Here is a 21,423-nt window from a genome sequence, read left to right on the forward strand (position 1 = left end):
GAATTGTATGTACAAATTATATTTATTATTGTATTATTTATATTTTAAAAATGAAATAATTAGCCATTTAGAAGTCTTTAAGTTGGAAAACGCTTTTATTTTTATTTAAAATATAATTAAGCATAAATAAAGTATGAATTGTGCGATTATATCACTGTAATTGGATGTCTTAAGAAAGGGTGTATCATAATGACTAAGCGTTTTGTCTATGATGTATTTTCTACTAATGATCAAGCCCGTGCTGCGATTAGCGACTTGATCAGTAAGGGTGTTCCCCGTTCTGCTGTCGTTTTAGTATCCAATGCCCCAATTGACCAAGAATATGGTTCAGAGGTTGACGTGGTCACTTCTGATGAATTAATTGAAGGAGAAGAAAGAAGTTGGTGGGACAATGTCTTAGGTTTCTTCTCTGATGACGAAGAAGACACCAGAAATGACGATATCGACTACAAGGGTTATGAAGCTTCCTTGAACCGTGGCGATATCTTAGTCCTCATCGATCAAGAATATGAAGGCGCAGTAAGCAACCTCGAACGTTCCCCTTACACCACTGGCCCTGAAGCAAGTGAAGAAGCTACTGGCTATGCTACCGCTGGTGTGGCAGGCGCAAGTGCTGGTGCGGTTGAACCTGAATATGAAAAAGAAGCTGTCCATACTGATACCCAAAGACCAGTCAATGAGGCAAGCTCCCGTCAAGAAACCCCTCCAAGCACTGCTAAAACAGCTGATAACGATACCGAAAGAATCCGTCTCCACGAAGAACAAGTTGACGTTCAAAAACACAAAAAAGATCTCGGTGAAGTTCAAGTGTCTAAGAATGTCGTTGAAGACACCAAGACGGTAGAAGTGCCCATTCAACGGGAAGAAATTCATATTAAGAAAGTAACCCCTAGTGAGGGCGAAGTGGATGACAATGCCTTTGAAGAAGAAGAATTTGTGGTTCCAATCTCTGAAGAAGAAGTTTCTGTGAATAAGAATACCGTGGTAACTGGTGAAGTTGAAATTGAAAAACAAACTCACCAAGATACCGAAACCGTTTCTGAAACCACCCGTCGTGAAGAACTGGATGTTCAAGATGACACGGGTAAGGTAATCGATGACGATGCCAAGAAATAGGTTCCTATAAGCCAGCCTTTCATTACAAAACGATCCGCCATTAGAAGCTTTTAATGGCGGATTTTCTTTTTTTGTCTACCATTGATTATATGAGGAATTTTAAAAAAGAAATAAGCACAAAAAATAAGAATTGCACAATAATCTTTAGTCAATTTTTCTACACGACTCTGTCTTATCCGCTTGAGCTTGAATCAGCAAATTGGGAGGAAGAAATTATAATGAATACCGATTTAAAAATCACTAATGAATCAAATGCCTTTGAAATTCAGCAAGGACTCCATTTATTAGCTGACGTCGACTGGAAAGCCGCTAGCTACCTAGCCACTAAATTAAAAAATAAATGCTTGAAAAATACTGAAATGATTTATTTTTGTCGGGACCAAGCTGGTCAATTGATTGGCTTTGCCGCTCTACTTTTAGAAGATATTATTTCCAATGCCAATTTTGGTCCATTTTTAAGCACGGTTTACGTCAACCCCTCCTACCGTAAGCAAGGTTTTTCTTACCAATTGGTAAATAAAATCGAATTATTTGCGAAACATATTGGGTATACAAAGATATATACGATTACCCAACATGTCGGCCTCTATGAAAAGATGAACTATCATTTCTTTTGCCAAGGAGTTGACGACATGGGAAGAGATGTGCGCGTTTTAGAAAAAATTTATCAATCGATAAGTAGTTAGTAAAAATCGTAAAATTACTAGTAGACATGATAACTCCCCTTAGTTGGCATCATTGTTTATAGAAAACTTAAGCCCGCCATTCTTCACAAAATTAGCCACTGCTAGATTGCTTAGAGGTGGCTTTTTTTATTAAAAAAATCTGTTCACTTGTAAAGTTTATTTAATAATTGAAACTTTATTTTATATTTACACAGATTACTTTTCTTGTATAATAACCCAAAATATATATATGCTGTATTAGAGAAAGACTTGAAAGGTCCCACTAGTCATTAGCTAAAGGCTAGGCTTAAAAGAATTGGCCTGGCTTGTTTATGAATGCTCAACCTTAAAATAAAATGTTTCTATTCAATTTAAGGCTGAATTTTACTAGTGCCCCCTTTCAATTAACTTCCTTTAATCCATTAATTAAATCACTTAAAGGGGAGATTTTATGAAGAAATCCATACAGGGATATCCTGGCTGCCTAGGAATAATACTTTCCATCTTATTCATAGGCATTATTTTCATGCTTTTTGCTTATCTGGCACCATTTATACTTGCCCTATCGCTCTTTTTTATCTTCTATTTTACCAAGAAAAAAGTCAATCAGAGAAATAGGAATATCGCCACTTTTTTTGCGGTTGTCGGTCTTTTTGGGACATTATTTGTAACTCCTACCTTATTTAACCACAAAGAAAGCACTTCCAACCAGGCTGCCGTCAGTCAAAGTGCTTCAAAGACTTCAGAATCCAAAAAAGAAAAAGCTAAGAGCGAATCGGAAAGTAAAAAATCCCAATCCGATGCTGAAAAGGAATTATCCAAAAGTAGAGATGTCCCTCAGGATAAGGCCTATGTTGAGGTCAATGGGAATAAACCCTTCTTTACTGATGAGGATTTAAAGAGTAATGAAGCCTATGAAAAATACGGTGACTTAGATAAACTCGGCCGGGTTACTGCCGCCAACGCCGTATTAGGGACAGAATTAATGCCCGATAAGGTAAGAGAAAGTATCTCTGAAGTTAAACCTACTGGCTGGAAGCAAGCCCGCTATGTGAATATTCCTGGTGGTTGGTTATATAATCGATGCCATCTGATTGGCTATCAATTAACTGGCGAGAACGCCAACCCTAAAAATTTAATGACCGGTACCCATTGGTTTAATAATGAGGGCATGCTCCCCTTTGAAAATTTTGTCGCTAACTACATTGAAAAAACCAACAATCATGTGAGATATCGGGTAACTCCAGTTTTTGAAGGAAAGAATTTATTAGCCAGCGGTATCTATATGGAAGGCTACTCCATCGAAGATGAAGGAAAAGGACTCTGTTTCAATATTTACATTCCTAACCGGCAAAAAGATGTTGAAATTAACTATGCCGATGGAAGCAGTAAAGGTCCAGCTGGCCCACAAGAATATTCAAAGGATACCCAGTTAGAAAGACTTCCTCAGTCAGAAAACAAGGCTAAAACTGAAAACAAGACCGAGAACAAAGATGAAAAGCCTAGCCCTGCTACTGAGTCTACCGCTCAGCCAGAAGTAGAAGGCCAACCCGCTAATCAAGCATCCGCTCAAGAGTCATCTCCTAGTCCAGCTCCGGCCCCAGAGCCAGTGCAACCGCCTGCTCCTGCACCAGCTCCGCAACCAGTACAACCACAAGCTTCGCTAGCCGGTATTGATACAGATGGCAATGGCATTGTTACTATCAAAGAAGCTAGAGCGGCAGGTTTCTCCATGCCAATCAGAAGTGACCACTGGCTATACCCTTATATGATCGATCGCGACGGCGATGGCATGGTGGGCGAATAGAAGAAATGATATCGACGTGTATCAAACTATCAATAATAAGACTAACAGTATAATGTTTATATAGATCTAGTTGATAAAGATAGTAATTTAAAGTTGTTATTTAATGATTAACTAGGTCATATAAATTATTATTTTAATCAAATACATGACTAATATTATTAACTTACAATCTGACTAACTTATTGGTCAGATTTTTTCTTTGCTCTCATTTTTCGATTTCATCCATAATGCTGTTGAATTTTTTACACCTCTTGGCTTTGAGTTAATACATATTAACGAATAATCCTACTAAGTCTTATCTTAGAACAATTAAAATCGATCTTACAGTAAGAGTCAATAGAATTAAGTCAGTTCTAAAATATCATTTATCCCGTTAAATAAAGAAATTTAATTCTATAAGTAAATATTCTCATTTACAGTATCAATGAGAAAGTGATTTTATAAGGTAATAACTAGCATCATGTTATATATGAGTGAAAGTTGCCTCATATATTTAATTTCATATTCTTTAGGGATATATCCCATTAAATTTCACTTATACTGAAATAATGTTACTATATTATTAAAATGAAACTATAAGATGTTTAATTCAAATTTAAAAGATTGATGTAATATATTTTGTACAGAGCAAGTATAGTTGGGCCAAATGTTAGGTTGAAAAAAGTGATACTAATATAGGCCCAGGGAAAATGAACTTACACCAATAAATATTGATACACCGCTATTGAACAAAATAATATATATATAAATGTAATTTGTTTTTTTATAACATCACTAAAAATTTAATGTCCACTCATAATATAATATAAAATTTGATTGTATCATATAACCACAAAAATACTTTATAGGAAGGAAATAACCGATGGACTGAAAAGAAAAGATGAATGAATTAAGTTTAAAATCAAAGGAATTAGCTGAAACTGCTAAGGATAAATATGATGATTATAAAGTCATTCAAAAGAAGGCTAATCAAGAGATACATATGAAAATAGGTAACAAGGCTATTCGTCAAGATATTAATGGTCTCTATTACCTTGGTCGCTATAGCGAAGATGCCCCTCGTTTTACTTTTGAGAATATCGACTTTTCTGGTAGTGAAATTATTACACATACTAAAGGAAAAACAAAAAGAAAAGGACGTGCTGGTAGTGCTCTATTAGGAGGATTAGTGGGCAATATGGTTTTACCCGGTGTTGGTGGTATTGTTGGTGCTGCTACTGGAGCCAGTCGAGGCAAAAAAGGATCATATGAATCTACTTCGACACAAGAAGAGAAACCTGGTAAAGGACGTATCTATCTAAGAAGTGTTGTTGATGGTGAAATCATTCAAATACCATTTAAGGCTACTTCCGCAGAATTCGAAAATATAAAAAGATTTTTTAATAAAACAGTTTAATTATTAGATAGTTACTTTGTAGTTTAGGAGGAAATATAGTGAAAATGAAACTATTCACTTTAGTGAAAACATCATTATTAATGCTCAGCGCCTTAACACTTGTTGCTTGCGGTAATACAAATGATCAAAATGAGTCTTCTTCATCAGAAGAACAAACTAGTCAGATTGCTTCTAATGAATCAAATAGTGAAGAAAATACAGAAAATAAATATAATCTTTCTGAAGAACAATTAAAAGAAGTTAATGCTTACTTATCTCAAAGTTTAGAAGAAGATCATAATTTCGCACTAGGTAAATTAGATGAAAATGGTAATCCCACTGAGAATGGTACGCCTGATCCTGACATGCAGTACTCATTAAATATCACTGATTTATCATTTGATAATGATGGTGTCCTTGTTGCACAAGTTGATCCAAATTTCATGGAATTACCTGAAAATGAAAGACATGAAATAGCTAGTCAACTTCAAGGTAAAGGTGAGCTCGCTCTCATGATGAAAGCGAATATTCAGCCAGAAGATCATCATGTGTTTCTATCCGTTCGTTTTAATTCCGATATTTTAGGTCATTCTAACATGTCTAATCCTAGTGAAATAGAATGGAATAAATAATATAGCTCTGCTATCTACTTACCTTTATTAATCGGAGCTATAAGCCTCGACTGCTGCTTATAAAATTTTAAAGATGAATTGTAACTGTTCAGCTTCTATTTTAAGCTTCCTTATAATTCATTTTCTAGTTAACTATAATCATGTATATCAATGAATACTTAATCAAAGGAATCTTTTACTTGAATATTTCCCCTAATCTGATACCATATGAATAGAGAAAGCGCTGGTATCTCTCAGGAGACCAGTACGACTAGCACCTCTGTTCATATTGAATGGAGGTGCTTTTTATTAATAAAGAATTTAAATCACTTGAAGAGCAAATAAATCTATTAAAGCGTCGGAGATTGACTATCGATAATGAAGATCGTGCCAAACAATATCTATTAACAAATAATTATTACAACTTGATAAATGGATATAGCAAATATTTTCAGGAAAGTACTGACAAATATATTCTAGGTTCCAATTTTAGTGAAATCACTTATACTAACTTTTACGACCAACAAATAAAGCATTACACGTTGAAAACTGTTCTAGAAACTGAAAATCATATCAAATCCATAACTGCATATCTATTTGCAAAAGAATATCCAGATACTAGATATGCTTATTTAGATATTAATTGCTATGACCACACAAAAACAGTCGCGGCTATTAAAACTATTTCCAAATTTTCTGAGAAAATAAACTACTATTCCAAGTCAAGGCAACCTAGTAACTCTATTCAACATTATGTGAAAAGCTACGATAATGTACCAATTTGGGTAATAATTAATTATTTAACTTTAGGCGAACTTCGGTATTTCATAAAAAATCTTCCTCAAAGTTTAAGAGATAAAATCGCTAAAGAAATGCGAACCTTTATTTCTGAACATATAAAAGATATTAAAGGTCCCTTTTCCATTGATATTTTTGACAGTTTTCTCGCTGCAATTAATGAACTAAGGAATACTTGTGCCCATGATAAGAAATTAATTGGCTTTCGTTTAAGGTCTGATATTAAATATTATGATGATTTACATAAAAAATATAATATCAAAAAAACCAGTGAAAGAAGAAGTTTCTATCACACATTTATACTGCTTCAATGCTTTACTAGCCAAATTGAATTTAATAAGTTGCATAATTCTATTTTAAAATCTTTAAAGAATTTAGATAAAAAAATTGAATCAATAGATTTTAATATTATCCTTAATCAATTAGGTTTTCCTAATGACTGGCATAATAATTCACAAAAACTTCCTCAGTAGCATAAGTAACAAAATTTTCTCCCTCTAACTCGTCAAAAGAATAGAACTAATTTTTAAAGATCCTATAAAATGCTAATTTGCCTCTATTTTCATATTGTATCTACAGAAATAGCTTCTTTATTAATAAGCCCAATTTAAGCCCAAAATCTCCATTTTCAATTCTACATTTGCAAACACTATGCCTAAAAAACTTATTGTAACAACAAAAACCGCTACCAGAAATTCTAGTAGCGGCCTTTTTTATTATCTTTTCAATTATTCCCATTCCACGGTTGCTGGTGGCTTAGAGGTAACATCTAAGACCACGCGGTTAATGCCATCTACTTCATTAACGATGCGACGGCTAATGTGGTCGAGGATACCATATGGAATCCGCGCCCAATCCGCGGTCATCCCATCCACTGAGGTAATGGCACGGATAGCAATGGTGTATTCATAGGTCCGTTTGTCGCCCATAACCCCAACTGACTTAAAGCCAGGGAGAACGGTGAAGTATTGCCAAATGTCTCGATCTAAACCAGCATTGGCGATTTCTTCACGGAGAATGGCGTCTGATTCACGAACAATGTGAAGTTTTTCTTTGGTGACTTCGCCAATCACACGAATGGCTAAACCAGGACCTGGGAAAGGTTGACGCCAAACAATGTTATCTGGCATGCCTAATTCCGTTCCCACAGCGCGCACTTCATCCTTAAATAAGGTGTTGAGAGGCTCGATGAGTTCAAATTGCATGTCTTCAGGCAGTCCCCCAACATTATGGTGAGACTTGATGGTTTCAGCGGTTTCGGTTCCTGATTCAATCACGTCAGTATACAAGGTCCCTTGAGCTAAGAAATCCATCCCATCTAACTTGGTCGCTTCGTCATCGAATACGGCCACAAATTCATGGCCAATAATCTTCCGTTTAGTTTCAGGATCAGAAACGCCAGCTAATTTCCCTAAGAAGCGCTCTTGGGCATCGGCTTTGATGATGTTTAAGCCGAATTTGCCACCTAGGGTTTCCATCACTTGGTCAGCTTCACCTTTACGGAGTAAACCGTGGTCAACAAAGATACAGGTCAATTGATCGCCAATCGCTTTTTGTAAGAGAACACCAACCACGGAAGAGTCTACCCCACCGGAGAGGCCGAGGAGAACTTTCTTATCACCAACACGGTCACGAATGCTCTTAATTTGCATGTCAATGAAGTCAGCCATGGTCCAGTCTCCCTGGCAACCACAAATCTCATAGACAAAGTTTTTCAACATTTGTTGGCCATGGATGGATGAGCGTACTTCAGGATGGTATTGGAAACCATAAACTTGGGCTTCTTCGTTCTCAAAAGCAGCAGCTGGGCTGTGAGGAGCCACACCTGTGATTTCAAAACCTTCAGGGATCTCAGCAATACGGTCGCCGTGACTCATTAAGACGGTTTCTTTATCGGCTAAATCTTTAAATATTTTAGAATCGGTCTTTTGAATGGTCATTTCTTGTTGACCATATTCGCGTTTGTCAGAGGCTTCAACCACACCACCGAATTTCTTAGTGATTAGTTGCATCCCATAACAAATTCCTAAAACTGGTATTCCTAAGTTAAAAATTTCCTCGTCAATATCGAAGGAGCCTTCTTCATAGACTGAGTTAGGTCCTCCCGAAAGAATGATTCCCTTCACCTGCCCCTGGTCTTTAATTTCTTGAGCAGTTTGCCGGTGAGATTGTAATTCAGAATAGACTCCCAGTTCACGAATACGGCGGGTAATCAGTTGGTTGTACTGGCTACCGTAGTCAAGAACGATGATCTTTTCTAGGTCCTTTAAGGCTTTCATCCTAAGTTATCACTCACTTCCCTTATAATTTCTTTCTCATTTTATCAAAAACGCGCACATAATTCTAGTATTCCTTTCCTTTAATTCGGATTTATTACTTTTTCTATCTATTTAACCGATACAAAAGGAGATCCTTTAGCGGGTTCGTCTTTTTATAAAGTATTTATTAAAATACTGCAGGAGATAATTCCAAGTTGTTATAATTAGGGCTTTTATTGTATGATAAGGCTATTAGAAATGGCGGAAACGAGGGAAAAACATGCGCGAAATTTGCGGCAAATCACATGGAAAATTAATTTTAATGGGGGAGCACAGTGTGGTCTATGGACAGCCATCGATTGCCCTGCCCTTTCGAGCAGTAACCATCCAAGTCAAGCTGGAACCGGCTGGTAATTATTCCTACTTATTCAGTGATATCTATGAAGGCCCCGTTGAAGAAGCCCCCAAGAAACTTGACGCCTTGGTGGGGCTCTTTAACCGCCTCCGCCATGATTTCTTAAGCAGTCATGACCATTTCCTGATTAAAGTGAAGAGTAATATTCCGGTTGAACGTGGCTTAGGGAGCTCAGCGGCCTTATCCGTAGCCTTTATCCGTGCCTTTTTTAATTACTTAGGTAAAGATTTATCCAATGAAGTCTTACTTGATTATGCGGACTTTGCCGAAACCATTAGTCACGGGACCCCTAGTGGCCTTGATGCCCGGGTTACGGCCTATAACCAACCCCTCTACTTCAAAAAGGGGGAAGCAGCCCAACCCTTCCATTTCCATACCCCCTATTGGCTAGTGATTGCTGACACTGGGATTTCAGGAAATACTAAGCAAACCGTAAAAAATGTCCGGGATGCCTATGAAAGCCCCTTTGCTAGCCGGCAAATTGCTACCCAAAAAACCATTAAACATCTGGGACTTTTAACCACCGACCTGACCCAGGCCTTAAAAGCACCGCAGCCTTCCTTAGAGAAACTGGCTACTTTAATTAATGCGGCCCAACATGACCTGGCTGCTCTCCAAGTCTCCAGCCCAGAATTGAGCTGGGGAATTGATTACATGCGCCAACATGGAGCCGTGGCAGCCAAATTGACCGGTGGCGGGGGTGGGGGCTGCTACTACGCCCTAGTCCCTGACCGTCAAAGCGGTGAAAAACTCATCCAGGCCCTAGCGGATAGTCCTAGTGCCTGTCAAAGCTGGTTAATGCCTTTTTCAAGTGAATCAAATACAAGTGAAAAGGAGTAAACTATGGAAAAATATCGTGGTATTTGTCGAGCCCATACCAATATCGCCCTGATTAAATATTGGGGAAAACGTGATGATGAACTCATCCTACCTATGAATAGTAATCTCTCTCTAACCTTGGACCGTTTTTATTCAGAAACCCAGGTCCGCTTCTCTAAGGATATCGTGGAAGACTGCTTCCAACTCGATGGCGAGTGGCAAGACAACAGTGAAGTTGAGAAGATTAGCCGTTTTGTTGACCTCTTCCGTCAATTGGCCCAGGTGGATTTGGCTTGTGAAGTCATTTCCTACAACCATGTGCCCACTGCAGCAGGCTTGGCCTCATCAGCTTCTGCCTTTGCGGCCTTAGCGGGCGCTTGTAATCAGGCCCTCCGCTTGGACCTGGACCCCCTTGCCCTCTCCCGCTTAGCCCGACGCGGATCAGGATCAGCTACCCGGAGCATTTTTGGTGGCTTTGTCGAATGGGAAAAGGGAAGTGGCGACCATGATTCCCAAGCTGTCCCCTTCGATGATGCCAATTGGGATGTGGGCATGGTTGTCCTGGCCTTAAACACCAAAAAGAAGGCCATCAGTTCTAGGCGTGGGATGAAGCACACGGTTGCAACCTCGCCCTTCTATCAATTATGGCCCCAGGTGAGCGAAGAAAAGCTCCTAGAAATGAAAGCCGCTATTAAAGCTCGAGACCTGGATTGGATGGGAGAAATAGCTGAAAACCACGCCATGTTAATGCACGCCACTACCCTATCGGCCGACCCCGCCTTTACCTATTTAGAAGCAGAATCACTCAAGGCTATTGAAGCGGTCAAAGGGCTACGCCAACAAGGCTATAAGGCCTACTTCACCATGGACGCCGGTCCTAATGTGAAGATTCTCTGCCCTTATTCCCAGTCCCAAGCGATTATCGATGCCTTGGCGCCTGAATTTGGGGCTGACCGACTAATTGCCAGCCGCCCGGGCCCAGGTATCCAATATTTAAAAGCATTTTCTGAACAGAAAACTCGCACCAAAGCTTCACAAAGCGTGAACCAAGAAGAAAGCCATGAAGACGACAAGCTAGAGCTGCTCAATGAAGAGTTGGGTGAAGACAGCTTAGACAGCCAAGAAGAATTTATGAAACGTTTAGCCAAGCAAAAGCTCACCCTGCAAGAAGAGTTAGAAGAAATTTTTAACCACTCTGCCCCTCACAACTTTTTTAGACCATCGAATCCGCTCCCCCATGATCCCAATGATTCACAGGAGGAATTGTAAATGGAAACCATTATTAGTAAACGCCCAGGAAAGTTATATCTGGCTGGTGAATACGCCATTGTCCATTCCTTTCAAGGGGCTTTATTAGTAGCGGTTGATGCCTATGTCACCGTCGAATTGCGCCCCCTTGACCAAGCTCAGTCGCGCTTATCGACTAACCAGGCCCAAGAAACTTTTATCTGGACAGTTAGCGATGACGGTGAGATCTCTGGGATCCCTAAGCAATTCTTATTAGTCAAGACATTGATCCAAACAGCCTACCAGTATTTAAGAGAAAGCGGTCGTGTGGCAAATTCTTTTAGAGCCATTGACTTAAAGATTACTAGCGAACTAGACAGTCCTGACGGAAAAAAATATGGCCTAGGCTCCAGTGCTGCAGTCAGCATCGCTATCCTAGAAGCAATTCTTAAATGCTACCAGGTTAACCAAGACTACTCCAAGAAAGCCTATGCCTATCTCCTCTATCAGCTAGGAGCCATCGCTCAAATCAAAATCGACCTCAAGGGCTCCTTTGGCGACTTGGCTGCTTCAGCTTTTGGAGGCTGCATCTATTACCAAAATTTTGACCATACTTGGTTGAAGGAAAGAATCAAGAATGAAGGAATGAAAGTCCTAGACCTCATCCAGATGCACTGGGATGGTCTCATGATCGAACCGCTGACCCTATCTCCCGATTGGAAGCTCCATGTGGTCTGGACCGAAAAACCGAGTTCTACCGAAGCCATGTTAGCCGGTAGGTCAACAAGAAAAAAAGAGGCCCATGAGTTCTCACTTAGCGAACGCCATTTTCGCTATGCCAGTCAACAGTGCGTGATTCTAATCCGCCAAGCCATTATCGACCAAGATTACTTTGTTTTTACTAAGGCCTTAACTTATAACAGTCATTTATTGTATAACTATACCAAGCACCGGCAAAAACCTTACTTAACCGCCGCTTTAAAGTCAGCTATCGATTTGGCCCGAGCTGCCGGAGGAACGAGTAAGGTTTCCGGAGCGGGGGGCGGGGACTGTGCCATTGCCTTTAGCGACCAGCCAGCCATTGGGGAGCAGATTGACCAGGCCTGGCATGAAGCCGGTATCCACCAACTCGACTTGGGACTGTGTCCTAGCTTCATCCAGTAATTCATCCACTTCTCACAAATAGGCGCCATTGACCAAATTATTCTAAAGTTTAAAGGAGAATTCTATGAAGAATCGTAAAGATGACCACATTAAGCTTGCCGATTGGCAGTATGCTCAAAGCGCTACTGATTTCGATGCCATCCGCTTTGTCCACCATTCCCTGCCCCATATTGACGCTGACCAAGTTCAACTCAATACCCAGCTCTTCGGTCAAGAATTCCCTTTTCCTTTCTTTATTAACGCCATGACTGGAGGCAGTGAATGGACCAAGGCCATTAACGAAAAATTCGCCACCGTGGCCCGGGAAACTGGCTTAATGATGGCAACTGGGTCAGTCTCCCAAGCCATAAAAGACCCCGACACAGCCGATAGTTTCCAAATTGTCCGCCAAACTAATCCTGAGGGCTTCATCATTGCTAATGTGGGCATGAATCATGGCCTAGCAGGAGCTAAACAAGCGCTTGAAATTACCGAGGCTGATGCCCTCGCTATTCATTTAAATACCCCTCAAGAGCTGGCCATGCCAGAAGGCGACCGCCACTTCCAAGCCGTTAGGGATAATCTCCAAGCCATTGTTGAAGGGGTTGACCGCCCAGTCATGGTCAAGGAAGTTGGCTTTGGCATGAGTCGTGAAACGATTGAGGAACTTCTCTCACTTGGTGTCAAGACAGTGGATATCAGTGGCCAAGGGGGAACTAACTTTATCGCTATCGAGAACGAGCGCCGCAGTCTTAAAGATATGGACTACCTGACGCAATGGGGGCAAAGTACCGCAATCTCCTTACTCGAAGCCCAAAGCCTAAAAGATCAAGTCGACATCATCGCTTCAGGGGGCGTAAAAACCCCACTCCATGTGGTTCTGTCACTCGCCTTAGGAGCTAAGGCAGTTGGGATGAGTGGGCAATTCCTCCATCTGGTTCTCAATCACGGCGTTCAAGAAACCATTGATTGGGTAGAAGAATTCAAAGACCAGGTCCGCATGCTCATGGTCCTAACCAATAGCCAAAGCCTTAGCGACCTAGAAAAGACTGACTTGATTATTTCAGGACCAGTAAGAGACTGGTGCCAAGCCCGTCAGATTCCCTACCAAGACTTTAGTCACCGTTCTCGCTAATAAGCTTATTAACTAATCACTCCCTAGCCCCACGGTTAGGGCTTTTTTGCCTTATTTATAATTAATAGCCAAATCTAGCGATCAGTAATGATTGGTAATTTATTCCCAACTTTTGAAGGGGTTAGCTTTGCAGAAGAAGCATTATGCGTTATAATAGTATTAGCTACTTGCTAACAAAAAGTAAGTGACAATTTATCTTTCTATCCACAGCTTAAGGAGGAATTTTAAAATGGTTTATAACAATATTTCTGAAGCAATTGGTAATACACCAATTATTAAATTAGCACACGAAGACAAGGATTCTGCTGATATTTATGTGAAGCTAGAATCTCGTAACCCAGGTGGTTCAGTCAAAGATCGTCCCGTTAAATATATTCTCAAGAGCCTACTCGACTCTGGCGAATTAAAAGAAGGCGGAACAATTGTTGAATCTACCTCAGGAAATACTGGGGTTGCCCTTTCCATGTTAGGTGCCGCTTTCGGACTCCATGTGATTATCGTGATGCCAGAAACCATGTCGGTTGAACGTCGTAACTTGATCCAAGCTTACGGGGCTGAACTGGTCTTAACCCCAGGGTCTGAAGGGATGAAAGGTGCCGGCGAAAAGGCAGCAGAAATTGCTAAAGAAAAGAACGCTCCTATCTTTGGCCAATTTGTCCGCCATGAAAACGTTCAAGCCCATGAAGAAACCACCGCTAAAGAAATCTTAGCCGACTTAGACCAAGTGGATGGCTTCGTGGCTGGTATTGGTACTGGTGGTACCGTGACTGGTGTTGGTAAAACCTTAAAAGCCCATGACAAAAACACCGTGGTTTGGGGTGTTGAACCTGAAGGCTCCCCACTATTAAACGAAGGTAAAGCTGGATCACACAAGATTCAAGGGATTGGGGCTAACTTCATTCCTAAGATCTTAGACCAAAATGTTCTCGACAAAGTTGATATCATTTCCAACGAAGATGCTATCCAAGGTGCTGTTCATTTAGCCCATGAATACGGTATCCTCGCTGGTTTCTCATCTGGTGGTAACTATGTTTCTGCTAAACGTCTAGCTAAGGAACTTGGCCCTGGCAAACATGTTGTAACTGTCCTTCCTGATACTGGTGAACGTTACCTCTCTACCGGAGCATTCTCAAATGACGGAGAATAAGGCAAGCGGTCAAGACCAGCTTCCCTCTGACATGGAGAAAAAAAACCATCAAAATCCAGTCACAAACAGTTCCAGGGATGACCCTCCCCTCACTTCCTAAGGAGGCCATCGAAGCGATGGAAGATAATGAAGATAAGTGGGTCCGCCTAGCCAAGATCATCTACGATAATGACCCTGCGGCCCACTCCTGGCAAGAAGTCTATGACCTCTACCCCAGCATTAAAGCGCTCCGAGCCCATGAACAAGCCCACCACTATTACAATAATGGTGACTACTATCTAGCCCGCCAATTAGCTGAAGAAGCCAGAAAAGAAACTGGGATTGAAATTCACCCAGGAGCCAAACTCAGTGATACGGTCTTTATAGACCATGGCATGGGCGTGGTAATCGGTGAAACAGCTGTGATCAGTGATAATGTCAAGCTATTTCACGGCGTTACTTTAGGTGGTGTCGGTAGAGAAAAAGGCTGCAAACGCCACCCTACAATACAAGACCATGTTGAAATTGGAGCGGGTGCTAAACTATTAGGCAATATTACCATTGGCCACCACAGTAAAATTGGGGCTAATGCGGTTGTTCTAGAAGATGTTCCGCCCTATGCGACGGCAGTTGGTATGCCGGCTCGGATTATCCTCCATGATAAAAACTGGAACCGAATTGGTGACTATGTCATCTAATTAATGCATGCAAACAGCTTATCTAGTCATGAATCACTCCCCTAACTAAGACATCATTTCATGGCTGATAAGCTGTTTTTGTTTATTCAATTTTTGCTGAAAAGCGAGACCCTATTAGCTCTGATAAAAAATACTTATGTTAAAATAGATACAATTAACATCATTGTGGAAAGGAATGTGGGCATTTTGACTGTTGGACTTGTTCTTGAAGGTGGCGGTATGCGGGCCTTATTTACCGCAGGAGTATTGGATGTCTTTTTAACTGAAGGCATTCGTGTAGAACAAATTGTCGGGGTTTCAGCGGGTGCTCTCTATGGAGTCAATTATCCCTCCCAACAGAAAGGCCGAGCCTTGCGTTATAACAAGAAGTATATTAAGGATAAACGCTATATTAGTCTAAGTAACTGGGTAAAAACTGGCAATATTGTGTCGACCGATTTTGCCTACCATCAAGTCCCCTTTGAACTTGATCCCTTTGATGAGGAGACCTATGAGGATACTCCTACAGATTTTTATGCGGTGGTTACCAATGTGGAAACGGGTCAGGCCGAGTATCCATTAATTGAAAATGCCAAAGAGCAAATTGATGTCTTGAGGGCTAGCGGTTCCATGCCCTTCGTTTCTAAAGTCGTTCCAATTAATGGTAAGCAGTATTTAGACGGGGTTTAGCTGATTCCATCCCCTACCGCTTCATGCAGTCTTTAGGAGTAGATCGCTTGATTATCGTTTTGACCCAACCCTATGGCTACCGTAAGCAAGATAAGAATACTTTCCTTGCTAAAAAAGTCTATGGCAAAAAATACCCTCATTTAGTGGAAACTATCGAAGACAGACCATCCATGTACAATCAACAGGTCGCTGACGTGGAAGAATTAGCCAGAAACGGCCGTGCCTTTGTCCTCCAACCTGCCCAACCCTTAGAGGTCAAACGCCTGGAACGTGATCCCGACCGCTTACAAGCCACCTACGACCATGGAGTTGACGTGGCCAAAAAACAGGTAGTCACATTGAAAAATTACCTTGGATAAACAATAAAAAGCATGGTCTGCTTTTAAACTCAATTCTTGTTAGAAATTGAGTTTAGCTAAACCATGCTTTTTTAATAGACTGCAAAACCTGATTTATTCATGGGCAGTTAGAAAGACCGTCAACAGGATAAAGGCCATGCCCAAGTAATCGATCAAAGCAAAACTTTCGCCTAGAAGCATCACCGATAGAATCGTTGCTGTTAAGGGCTCTACCGATCCAATTAGAGAAGCAGCTAAGGGTCCAATAAAAGTCACACTGGAAAGATAGAAAATATAAGGAACAATGGTCCCTACAATAATGGTTAAGGTAAACCAAGCTAAAAAGTGGAGGGAAAGTTCTGGTGGGACTAGGTGCTCAAAATTAAAAAATATCAAGAAAATTCCACCAAATAGCATGCCAATTCCCGTAACCGGTAAAGATCCATAGTGATCAATGACCTTTAAAGGAAGGACATTGAGGAGTGCTAGACCTATTGCCGACATCAATCCCCAGAAAAAGGCCTCTTTGGATAAAATAAAGTGGCCTAACTGACCATGGGTGACCAAGAGAAAGACGCCGATAATAGTAAATAAGAGGGCCACAATCTCTCTTCGAATGGGCCAGCGACGCCCAACTAAGCAATAATAAACCAGTAAAAAAATCGGCCCGATAAATTGAAGGATAGTCGCCATCCCTGAATTACTATAGTGAATGGTCATCAAGTAGGAAAACTGGTTAAAAACTATCCCACAAATCCCAAATATTGCCATTTGTAGTAAAGATCTTTTATCTTTTTTTAATTTATCTAAGGGCAATTTTCGCTTATAGGCTAGGAAAAGGAAAATCGAGATCCCTGCCGTCAACATCCGATACATGGTCAGCTGCAGGGGCATCATATTATAGGTCTGCATGAGATGCTGACTCAAAACGCCTCCTAGTCCCCAGGAGCTACAAGCTAAAATCGTGGTAATAATGGCTCGTTTTCTAATCCCGCTTTTAATATGCATAAATAACCTCTCATCTTTATTAATTAAGTTATTTAATAGTAATAAAAACTATCATTAATTAACCTAATTAATATTAATTTTTACTCACTTAAGAATATAAAATATCTAATAAGTAAATTCAATGAGAACTTGGCAGTTTTTCTAAAAATAATTTTGTATTTTCGATCAAGCTTGACTAAAAAAGCCAGTTGCTCAAAGTTGAGAAAGACTGGCATTAAAGGATTATTCATAGTGTGAACTGTTAGGCTATTCTGAACAACGTGTATCTTCTTTTAGTAAGGATTTAATCTTAGCGACCATGGCATCCCCATCATCTACAGGGAAAATCAGCGCTTCATCGACTAAGTCTGGTCGGTGGACGGTTGAATCAAAGGCAACCACTGGTAAGCTCTTTTGGATAGCTCGACTGACGATATTATCGACCTCATTATAATGGTTAATATCTAAATAAATATCAGCTTGGTTTAGTAGGTCTTCGATTAGATCGTTATGAGCAAGTGGGTGGATAAAGACGTTTTCCACTTTTTCGGCTAATTCAATGAGGTTAGGCGCCACAGAAGTATATGCTGCGATATGTATGCAAAGCTCTGGAAGCGCACGAGCTAAGTCTTCAACATGCTTCAAATCTGCTGAATAGGTCAAAGTGAATGCATGATAAGGGAAATTCTTAAAACTAAAGTAGCGCTTGTATTCCTCTTCCCAAACTTCTCTAGAATCTTCTTCAAAATCTTGATACATTGTCCGACTTTGGTATAGCTTAGATAAGTGAAGAGCAAGGGTTGCCGGAAGATAGACATCATAGTCAGCCATATAATCAATTTTTTCTTTGTAGTGGCTGATGTAATCACCCAAACGCTTAGCTAAATTGGTGTTTTCAGTAGACATAATAGAAGTATCATGTAAACGATAATGATAGAGGTCTATATTGATATAACATATTTTATTTGCCTCTAAGTACCATTTATAGGTAACGGCTAGGTCTTCATAGTATTTTCCTACTGGGAAGAGATGCTTAGCTACAATTTCCTTTTTGATGAGTTTAGCCCAGACGGTAACAAAAGGGTCCCATAACTTGGCTAATTCTATTCTTTCAACAGCCTCTACAGAACTATAAGTAATCATTTCAACATCCCCGGCGGGTTTATGAATAATATCTCCTTGATTATTAAAGTGTATGTGTGACGACATCACAATATCTACCTCTTGTGCTTGAGCGATTCGGTACAGCACATCCAAGCTACTTTCGGCGATCTTGTCGTCAGAATCTAGGAAAAAGATATAATCTCCCTTAGCTTGACTAATTCCAAAATTTCGTGCAACAGATACGCCTTGATTTTCCTGGTGAAATAACTTAAAACGTTCATCTCTCTTACAGTAGTTATCTGCGATAACAGGAGAAGCATCTGGAGAACCATCATTAACCATGATCACTTCAAAATCTTTAAAAGTTTGCCTTCTCACAGACTCTAGGCATTCGATAAGATATTTTTCTACATTGTAAATGGGGATAATAATTGATATGGGTAGATTCATTGGTCTCCTCCATCACTCAAATCCAAAATAATCTCAGAAAGATAGTCTGCATTGACTGCTTCATCAATATTTTCATCGTAATTATGTTCAGCAGTGTGTTTGGCAGGCAGTTTCACCTTGTGGTCTGCTCCCATTAAAAACCATTCGTATTCGGAGTCAATATGGCCCAGGTCAATAACTTGATCAAGCTCATGGTAAAGGTCATAGGCGATTACTTTAGCTGTTGGTCCTAACATCAAAAGGACTAAGGCTCCCTTATGTTCCTCCAAGATTGCAGATTCAATTTGTTCAATTTGGCTAAAAGCATTCTTATGGGGCCCAATAATCCGCCGAACAGACTTAGCACCCTTGAAGAGGTCATTACCTACTCCTGAACGGGAGTACATGCCCTCAACAATCAATAGGTCGCGGTCCTGCCACAGGGCCTTTAATTTATCGAAGTAGCGAGCGCTCGGTGTCTTATCGACTAAATCAATGTAAGGTCTTGAAATAAAGCTATTCCCATACCAATCCGCTGTACATAAGCGGGCATAAGCTTTTCTATAGATACTCAAATTGTCCTGCCAAAAATCATAAAACTGTTCTTGATAGCGATCCCAACCAGTAAAGATATCTGGTAGACAAACCATAAAATCTTCATCACTTGTCCGTCCTAGAATTTCTTTGAGTCGGTCTGCTAATTTCGGATCGTAATGTTGGTAGTGGACACTGAGGCCTGAAATGATAGCCATTTCGCCATCGCCGAAACGTGCCACTGAAGGATGATGAGACCGGATGTAGTCTAAGCTTTCATCAATGGATAAAATTCGAGGCTGAAAACTGGTCAGCTGCTCGTTCTGTTTCGCTACTCTCTCAGCAAATTTCCTTAGATCAGTAACCATCGCTTCAATCTGCTGCCTTTCATAAACATGCTGCCCTGCTAAGTCAGGATGATGAGCCAAACCTGCAAAAGTAAATATCTCAAGACCCAGACGGTGGGCCGTTTCTACACTATGGCCAACTTCAGCAAAATGGTTGATATCCAAATAGAGGTCTGCTCCAGCTAAGAGGTCCGCCATTGCTTCTGAACCCGCTTGGGGATAGAGCATTACATTCTTGTATCGATTCAGATCCAATAACCGGTCCCCCATCAAGGTCGGCGCAGCAATATGGAAGCTTATCTCAGGACATCCGACAATCAGGGTTTCAAGCTGCTCTATTTGGTCGGTATTGGTACAGATGACAGCCCGACAACTTGCCGTTAATTCTTTTTTCTTCATGATTCGGTCAATATGGCAAGCCATGCCTTGAACATCACCTTGAGAATGGATCTGCCGTCTAGAGATCAAGTCAGGTCGATGGCAGGCGCTATCAAATGATAGAACAGGAATTTCCTCTCTCACACAGGCCTCTAAGGTCCCAGGAATCTCATCTTGGTAGTTTATATCTAAGTAAATATCTGTATCTTCAAGTAAGTGGTCAAACAAGGCTTGGTCTGCAGAGGGATAGAGGCTGCAATTGGCATATTGCTTGAGCTGCATGAGTTTTGGGCTCATATTCGTTGGTGCTGCAATTCGGAAAGAATAATCGGGCATATTTTGAATCAGCTCTTCAATGGCTTCGATTTCCTGGGAATTAGTAAAGACGGTAACTTTTCCTTTGAAGTACTGAGCTTTGTGTCCATCTTTTCTGATCATCTGGTGGACCGTTTCAACCAAAAGCTTTTGTATGAAGTAGCCATTCTTGATCAAAAGATTAAATTCTGCCACATTTTCTAGAAGTTTATCATAATTTGCTTTGGAAAAATTTTCCAATAAATCTGGTAATTCATCTAGACTGCGGATCGCTATCCCTAGACCGTTATCAACGACTATATCTTTCTGACCGATATCTTCTGGAATAATCACTGGTATCCCCGCAGCCAAATAGGTCGATAACTTATAAATACAGTTATAGTGATAATAATCATACCAAGGGCCCTCACTGCCACCCCAAACTAAACCAAAACCGCCCTTTGACAAGCGACGCATCAAGTTTTCTTGTGGAAGCCAACCCTGGTAATTAAAGGCTGGGTGCTGGTTATCTTCAGGAGCTTCGCCATAAACTGTCAGGGGATAATCAAGGGGCCATTCTTTTTCCAAGCGAAATTTCTCAGGAATACCGGCAAAATGTACCTGGCGGGAGAATCTCGCTTGGTCGAGCTGGAGGGGCTGGATATAGTCCCACATTTCTTGGACCACATAGCGATCAACTTGGACGCCATAGCTAAGTAATTGCTTATACAGAGGCTCGCTAGGTACAATCAGTAAATCAGCCTGGTTAAAGATCGCCACATATTCTTGAATTAGCGACGAGGGGCTCTCAAACATTAAGAAGGGCACATCGTTAACAAAGAGGGCCAGGCGCGTTTGCCTTTGTCTTAACTGATCAACTAAGGCCCGGTCGAAGGCTAACTCATTCCAGCTGGGGAATTGTACAATCACTAAGTCACCTGGACTAACACCTGCTAGGATGCCCTCTATCCGGATTGTTCGCTCAGCCCCACCTTCTCCTCCGTGGCTTAGGGTAGGAATAGCCAGTTCATTAAAGTCAAAATTCTTGGCTATCTTAGCAACCTGATGTTGAGAAATCTGCGCGGTGCTTGATTGGGCATGGCCATAGAGCACGGTGAGAAATTTTTTCATCTTAACTATCCTTTCACTC

At 40.7% G+C, this 21,423-nt stretch carries 17 protein-coding genes and 1 pseudogene; 14 read left to right on the forward strand and 4 right to left on the reverse strand.

Going from position 1 to position 21,423, the window contains the following annotated elements; translation table 11 throughout:
• The first annotated feature begins 189 nt into the window (after positions 1-189).
• From DBT50_RS06220 to DBT50_RS06245, 6 genes are all read left to right on the forward strand, one after another.
• Positions 190-1,116: a YsnF/AvaK domain-containing protein gene (locus DBT50_RS06220; RefSeq protein WP_111852152.1), complete on the forward strand. Its 927-nt coding sequence runs from the start codon at positions 190-192 to the stop codon at positions 1,114-1,116.
• A gap of 218 nt (positions 1,117-1,334) precedes the next feature.
• A complete protein-coding gene (locus DBT50_RS06225) occupies positions 1,335-1,802 on the forward strand; it encodes a GNAT family N-acetyltransferase (RefSeq protein ID WP_181566061.1) in 468 nt (155 codons plus the stop codon).
• Between the two features lie 430 nt (positions 1,803-2,232).
• The gene (locus DBT50_RS06230; RefSeq protein ID WP_198434763.1) at positions 2,233-3,588 is read left to right on the forward strand and encodes a DNA/RNA non-specific endonuclease; all 1,356 of its coding nucleotides are present in this window, start codon (positions 2,233-2,235) and stop codon (positions 3,586-3,588) included.
• A gap of 880 nt (positions 3,589-4,468) precedes the next feature.
• Positions 4,469-4,984: a hypothetical protein gene (locus DBT50_RS06235; protein WP_111852154.1), complete on the forward strand. Its 516-nt coding sequence runs from the start codon at positions 4,469-4,471 to the stop codon at positions 4,982-4,984.
• 38 nt (positions 4,985-5,022) lie between these two features.
• The gene (locus tag DBT50_RS06240; protein ID WP_111852155.1) at positions 5,023-5,595 is read left to right on the forward strand and encodes a hypothetical protein; all 573 of its coding nucleotides are present in this window, start codon (positions 5,023-5,025) and stop codon (positions 5,593-5,595) included.
• A gap of 344 nt (positions 5,596-5,939) precedes the next feature.
• Complete coding sequence (locus DBT50_RS06245; protein ID WP_181566060.1) at positions 5,940-6,845, forward strand: Abi family protein; 906 nt, start codon at positions 5,940-5,942, stop codon at positions 6,843-6,845.
• A 255-nt stretch (positions 6,846-7,100) separates the two neighbouring features.
• Here the strand turns inward: DBT50_RS06245 and guaA are convergent, their stop codons facing one another.
• A complete protein-coding gene (guaA, locus tag DBT50_RS06250) occupies positions 7,101-8,651 on the reverse strand; it encodes a glutamine-hydrolyzing GMP synthase (protein WP_111852349.1) in 1,551 nt (516 codons plus the stop codon).
• A gap of 259 nt (positions 8,652-8,910) precedes the next feature.
• Between guaA and mvk the strand changes: the two genes are divergently transcribed.
• The 8 genes and pseudogenes from mvk (at position 8,911) to DBT50_RS06290 (ending at position 16,221) form a co-directional block, all read left to right on the forward strand.
• Complete coding sequence (gene mvk / locus DBT50_RS06255; protein ID WP_111852348.1) at positions 8,911-9,885, forward strand: mevalonate kinase; 975 nt, start codon at positions 8,911-8,913, stop codon at positions 9,883-9,885.
• 3 nt (positions 9,886-9,888) lie between these two features.
• A pseudogene (gene mvaD / locus DBT50_RS06260) lies at positions 9,889-10,860 on the forward strand (diphosphomevalonate decarboxylase); the annotation flags it as partial.
• Between the two features lie 273 nt (positions 10,861-11,133).
• The gene (locus DBT50_RS06265; RefSeq protein ID WP_111852346.1) at positions 11,134-12,255 is read left to right on the forward strand and encodes a phosphomevalonate kinase; all 1,122 of its coding nucleotides are present in this window, start codon (positions 11,134-11,136) and stop codon (positions 12,253-12,255) included.
• Positions 12,256-12,319: 64 nt separating this feature from the next.
• Complete coding sequence (gene fni / locus DBT50_RS06270; RefSeq protein WP_111853084.1) at positions 12,320-13,369, forward strand: type 2 isopentenyl-diphosphate Delta-isomerase; 1,050 nt, start codon at positions 12,320-12,322, stop codon at positions 13,367-13,369.
• A gap of 229 nt (positions 13,370-13,598) precedes the next feature.
• On the forward strand, positions 13,599-14,516 hold the full coding sequence (cysK, locus tag DBT50_RS06275) for a cysteine synthase A (protein WP_060778484.1): 918 nt from the start codon (positions 13,599-13,601) through the stop codon (positions 14,514-14,516).
• Between the two features lie 116 nt (positions 14,517-14,632).
• Entirely contained in the window at positions 14,633-15,193 is a 561-nt protein-coding gene (gene epsC / locus DBT50_RS06280; protein WP_111853083.1) for a serine O-acetyltransferase EpsC, read from the forward strand.
• Positions 15,194-15,379: 186 nt separating this feature from the next.
• Positions 15,380-15,862, forward strand: coding sequence for a patatin-like phospholipase family protein (locus DBT50_RS06285; protein ID WP_224785057.1), 483 nt, complete (start codon positions 15,380-15,382; stop codon positions 15,860-15,862).
• A gap of 47 nt (positions 15,863-15,909) precedes the next feature.
• On the forward strand, positions 15,910-16,221 hold the full coding sequence (locus tag DBT50_RS06290) for a DUF6363 domain-containing protein (RefSeq protein WP_224785058.1): 312 nt from the start codon (positions 15,910-15,912) through the stop codon (positions 16,219-16,221).
• A gap of 93 nt (positions 16,222-16,314) precedes the next feature.
• Here DBT50_RS06290 and DBT50_RS06295 read toward each other — a convergent pair whose 3' ends face one another.
• The 3 genes from DBT50_RS06295 to DBT50_RS06305 form a co-directional block, all read right to left on the reverse strand.
• Positions 16,315-17,208, reverse strand: a complete 894-nt coding sequence (locus DBT50_RS06295; protein ID WP_111852343.1) for a DMT family transporter — start codon at positions 17,206-17,208, stop codon at positions 16,315-16,317.
• Positions 17,209-17,454: 246 nt separating this feature from the next.
• Positions 17,455-18,741: a glycosyltransferase gene (locus tag DBT50_RS06300; protein WP_111852342.1), complete on the reverse strand. Its 1,287-nt coding sequence runs from the start codon at positions 18,739-18,741 to the stop codon at positions 17,455-17,457.
• Positions 18,738-21,404 carry an SP_1767 family glycosyltransferase gene (locus DBT50_RS06305; protein ID WP_111853082.1) on the reverse strand — a complete coding sequence of 889 codons (2,667 nt, stop codon included), beginning with the start codon at positions 21,402-21,404 and terminating at the stop codon, positions 18,738-18,740. The genes DBT50_RS06300 and DBT50_RS06305 overlap by 4 nt, the downstream gene beginning before the upstream one ends.
• Positions 21,405-21,423 lie beyond the last annotated feature (19 nt).

Origin of the sequence: Aerococcus tenax (assembly GCF_003286645.3) — a bacterium.
GTDB lineage: Bacteria > Bacillota > Bacilli > Lactobacillales > Aerococcaceae > Aerococcus > Aerococcus tenax.

Bases quoted from the DNA above. Each gene is read 5' to 3' on its own strand.
- DBT50_RS06220 (WP_111852152.1), top strand. From the start codon at position 190: ATGACTAAGCGTTTTGTCTATGATGTATTTTCTACTAATGATCAAGCC.
- DBT50_RS06225 (WP_181566061.1), top strand. From the start codon at position 1,335: ATGAATACCGATTTAAAAATCACTAATGAATCAAATGCCTTTGAAATT.
- DBT50_RS06230 (WP_198434763.1), top strand. From the start codon at position 2,233: ATGAAGAAATCCATACAGGGATATCCTGGCTGCCTAGGAATAATACTT.
- DBT50_RS06235 (WP_111852154.1), top strand. From the start codon at position 4,469: ATGAATGAATTAAGTTTAAAATCAAAGGAATTAGCTGAAACTGCTAAG.
- guaA (WP_111852349.1), bottom strand. From the start codon at position 8,651: ATGAAAGCCTTAAAGGACCTAGAAAAGATCATCGTTCTTGACTACGGT.
- mvk (WP_111852348.1), top strand. From the start codon at position 8,911: ATGCGCGAAATTTGCGGCAAATCACATGGAAAATTAATTTTAATGGGG.
- DBT50_RS06265 (WP_111852346.1), top strand. From the start codon at position 11,134: ATGGAAACCATTATTAGTAAACGCCCAGGAAAGTTATATCTGGCTGGT.
- fni (WP_111853084.1), top strand. From the start codon at position 12,320: ATGAAGAATCGTAAAGATGACCACATTAAGCTTGCCGATTGGCAGTAT.
- cysK (WP_060778484.1), top strand. From the start codon at position 13,599: ATGGTTTATAACAATATTTCTGAAGCAATTGGTAATACACCAATTATT.
- epsC (WP_111853083.1), top strand. From the start codon at position 14,633: ATGGAAGATAATGAAGATAAGTGGGTCCGCCTAGCCAAGATCATCTAC.
- DBT50_RS06295 (WP_111852343.1), bottom strand. From the start codon at position 17,208: ATGCATATTAAAAGCGGGATTAGAAAACGAGCCATTATTACCACGATT.
- DBT50_RS06300 (WP_111852342.1), bottom strand. From the start codon at position 18,741: ATGAATCTACCCATATCAATTATTATCCCCATTTACAATGTAGAAAAA.
- DBT50_RS06305 (WP_111853082.1), bottom strand. From the start codon at position 21,404: ATGAAAAAATTTCTCACCGTGCTCTATGGCCATGCCCAATCAAGCACC.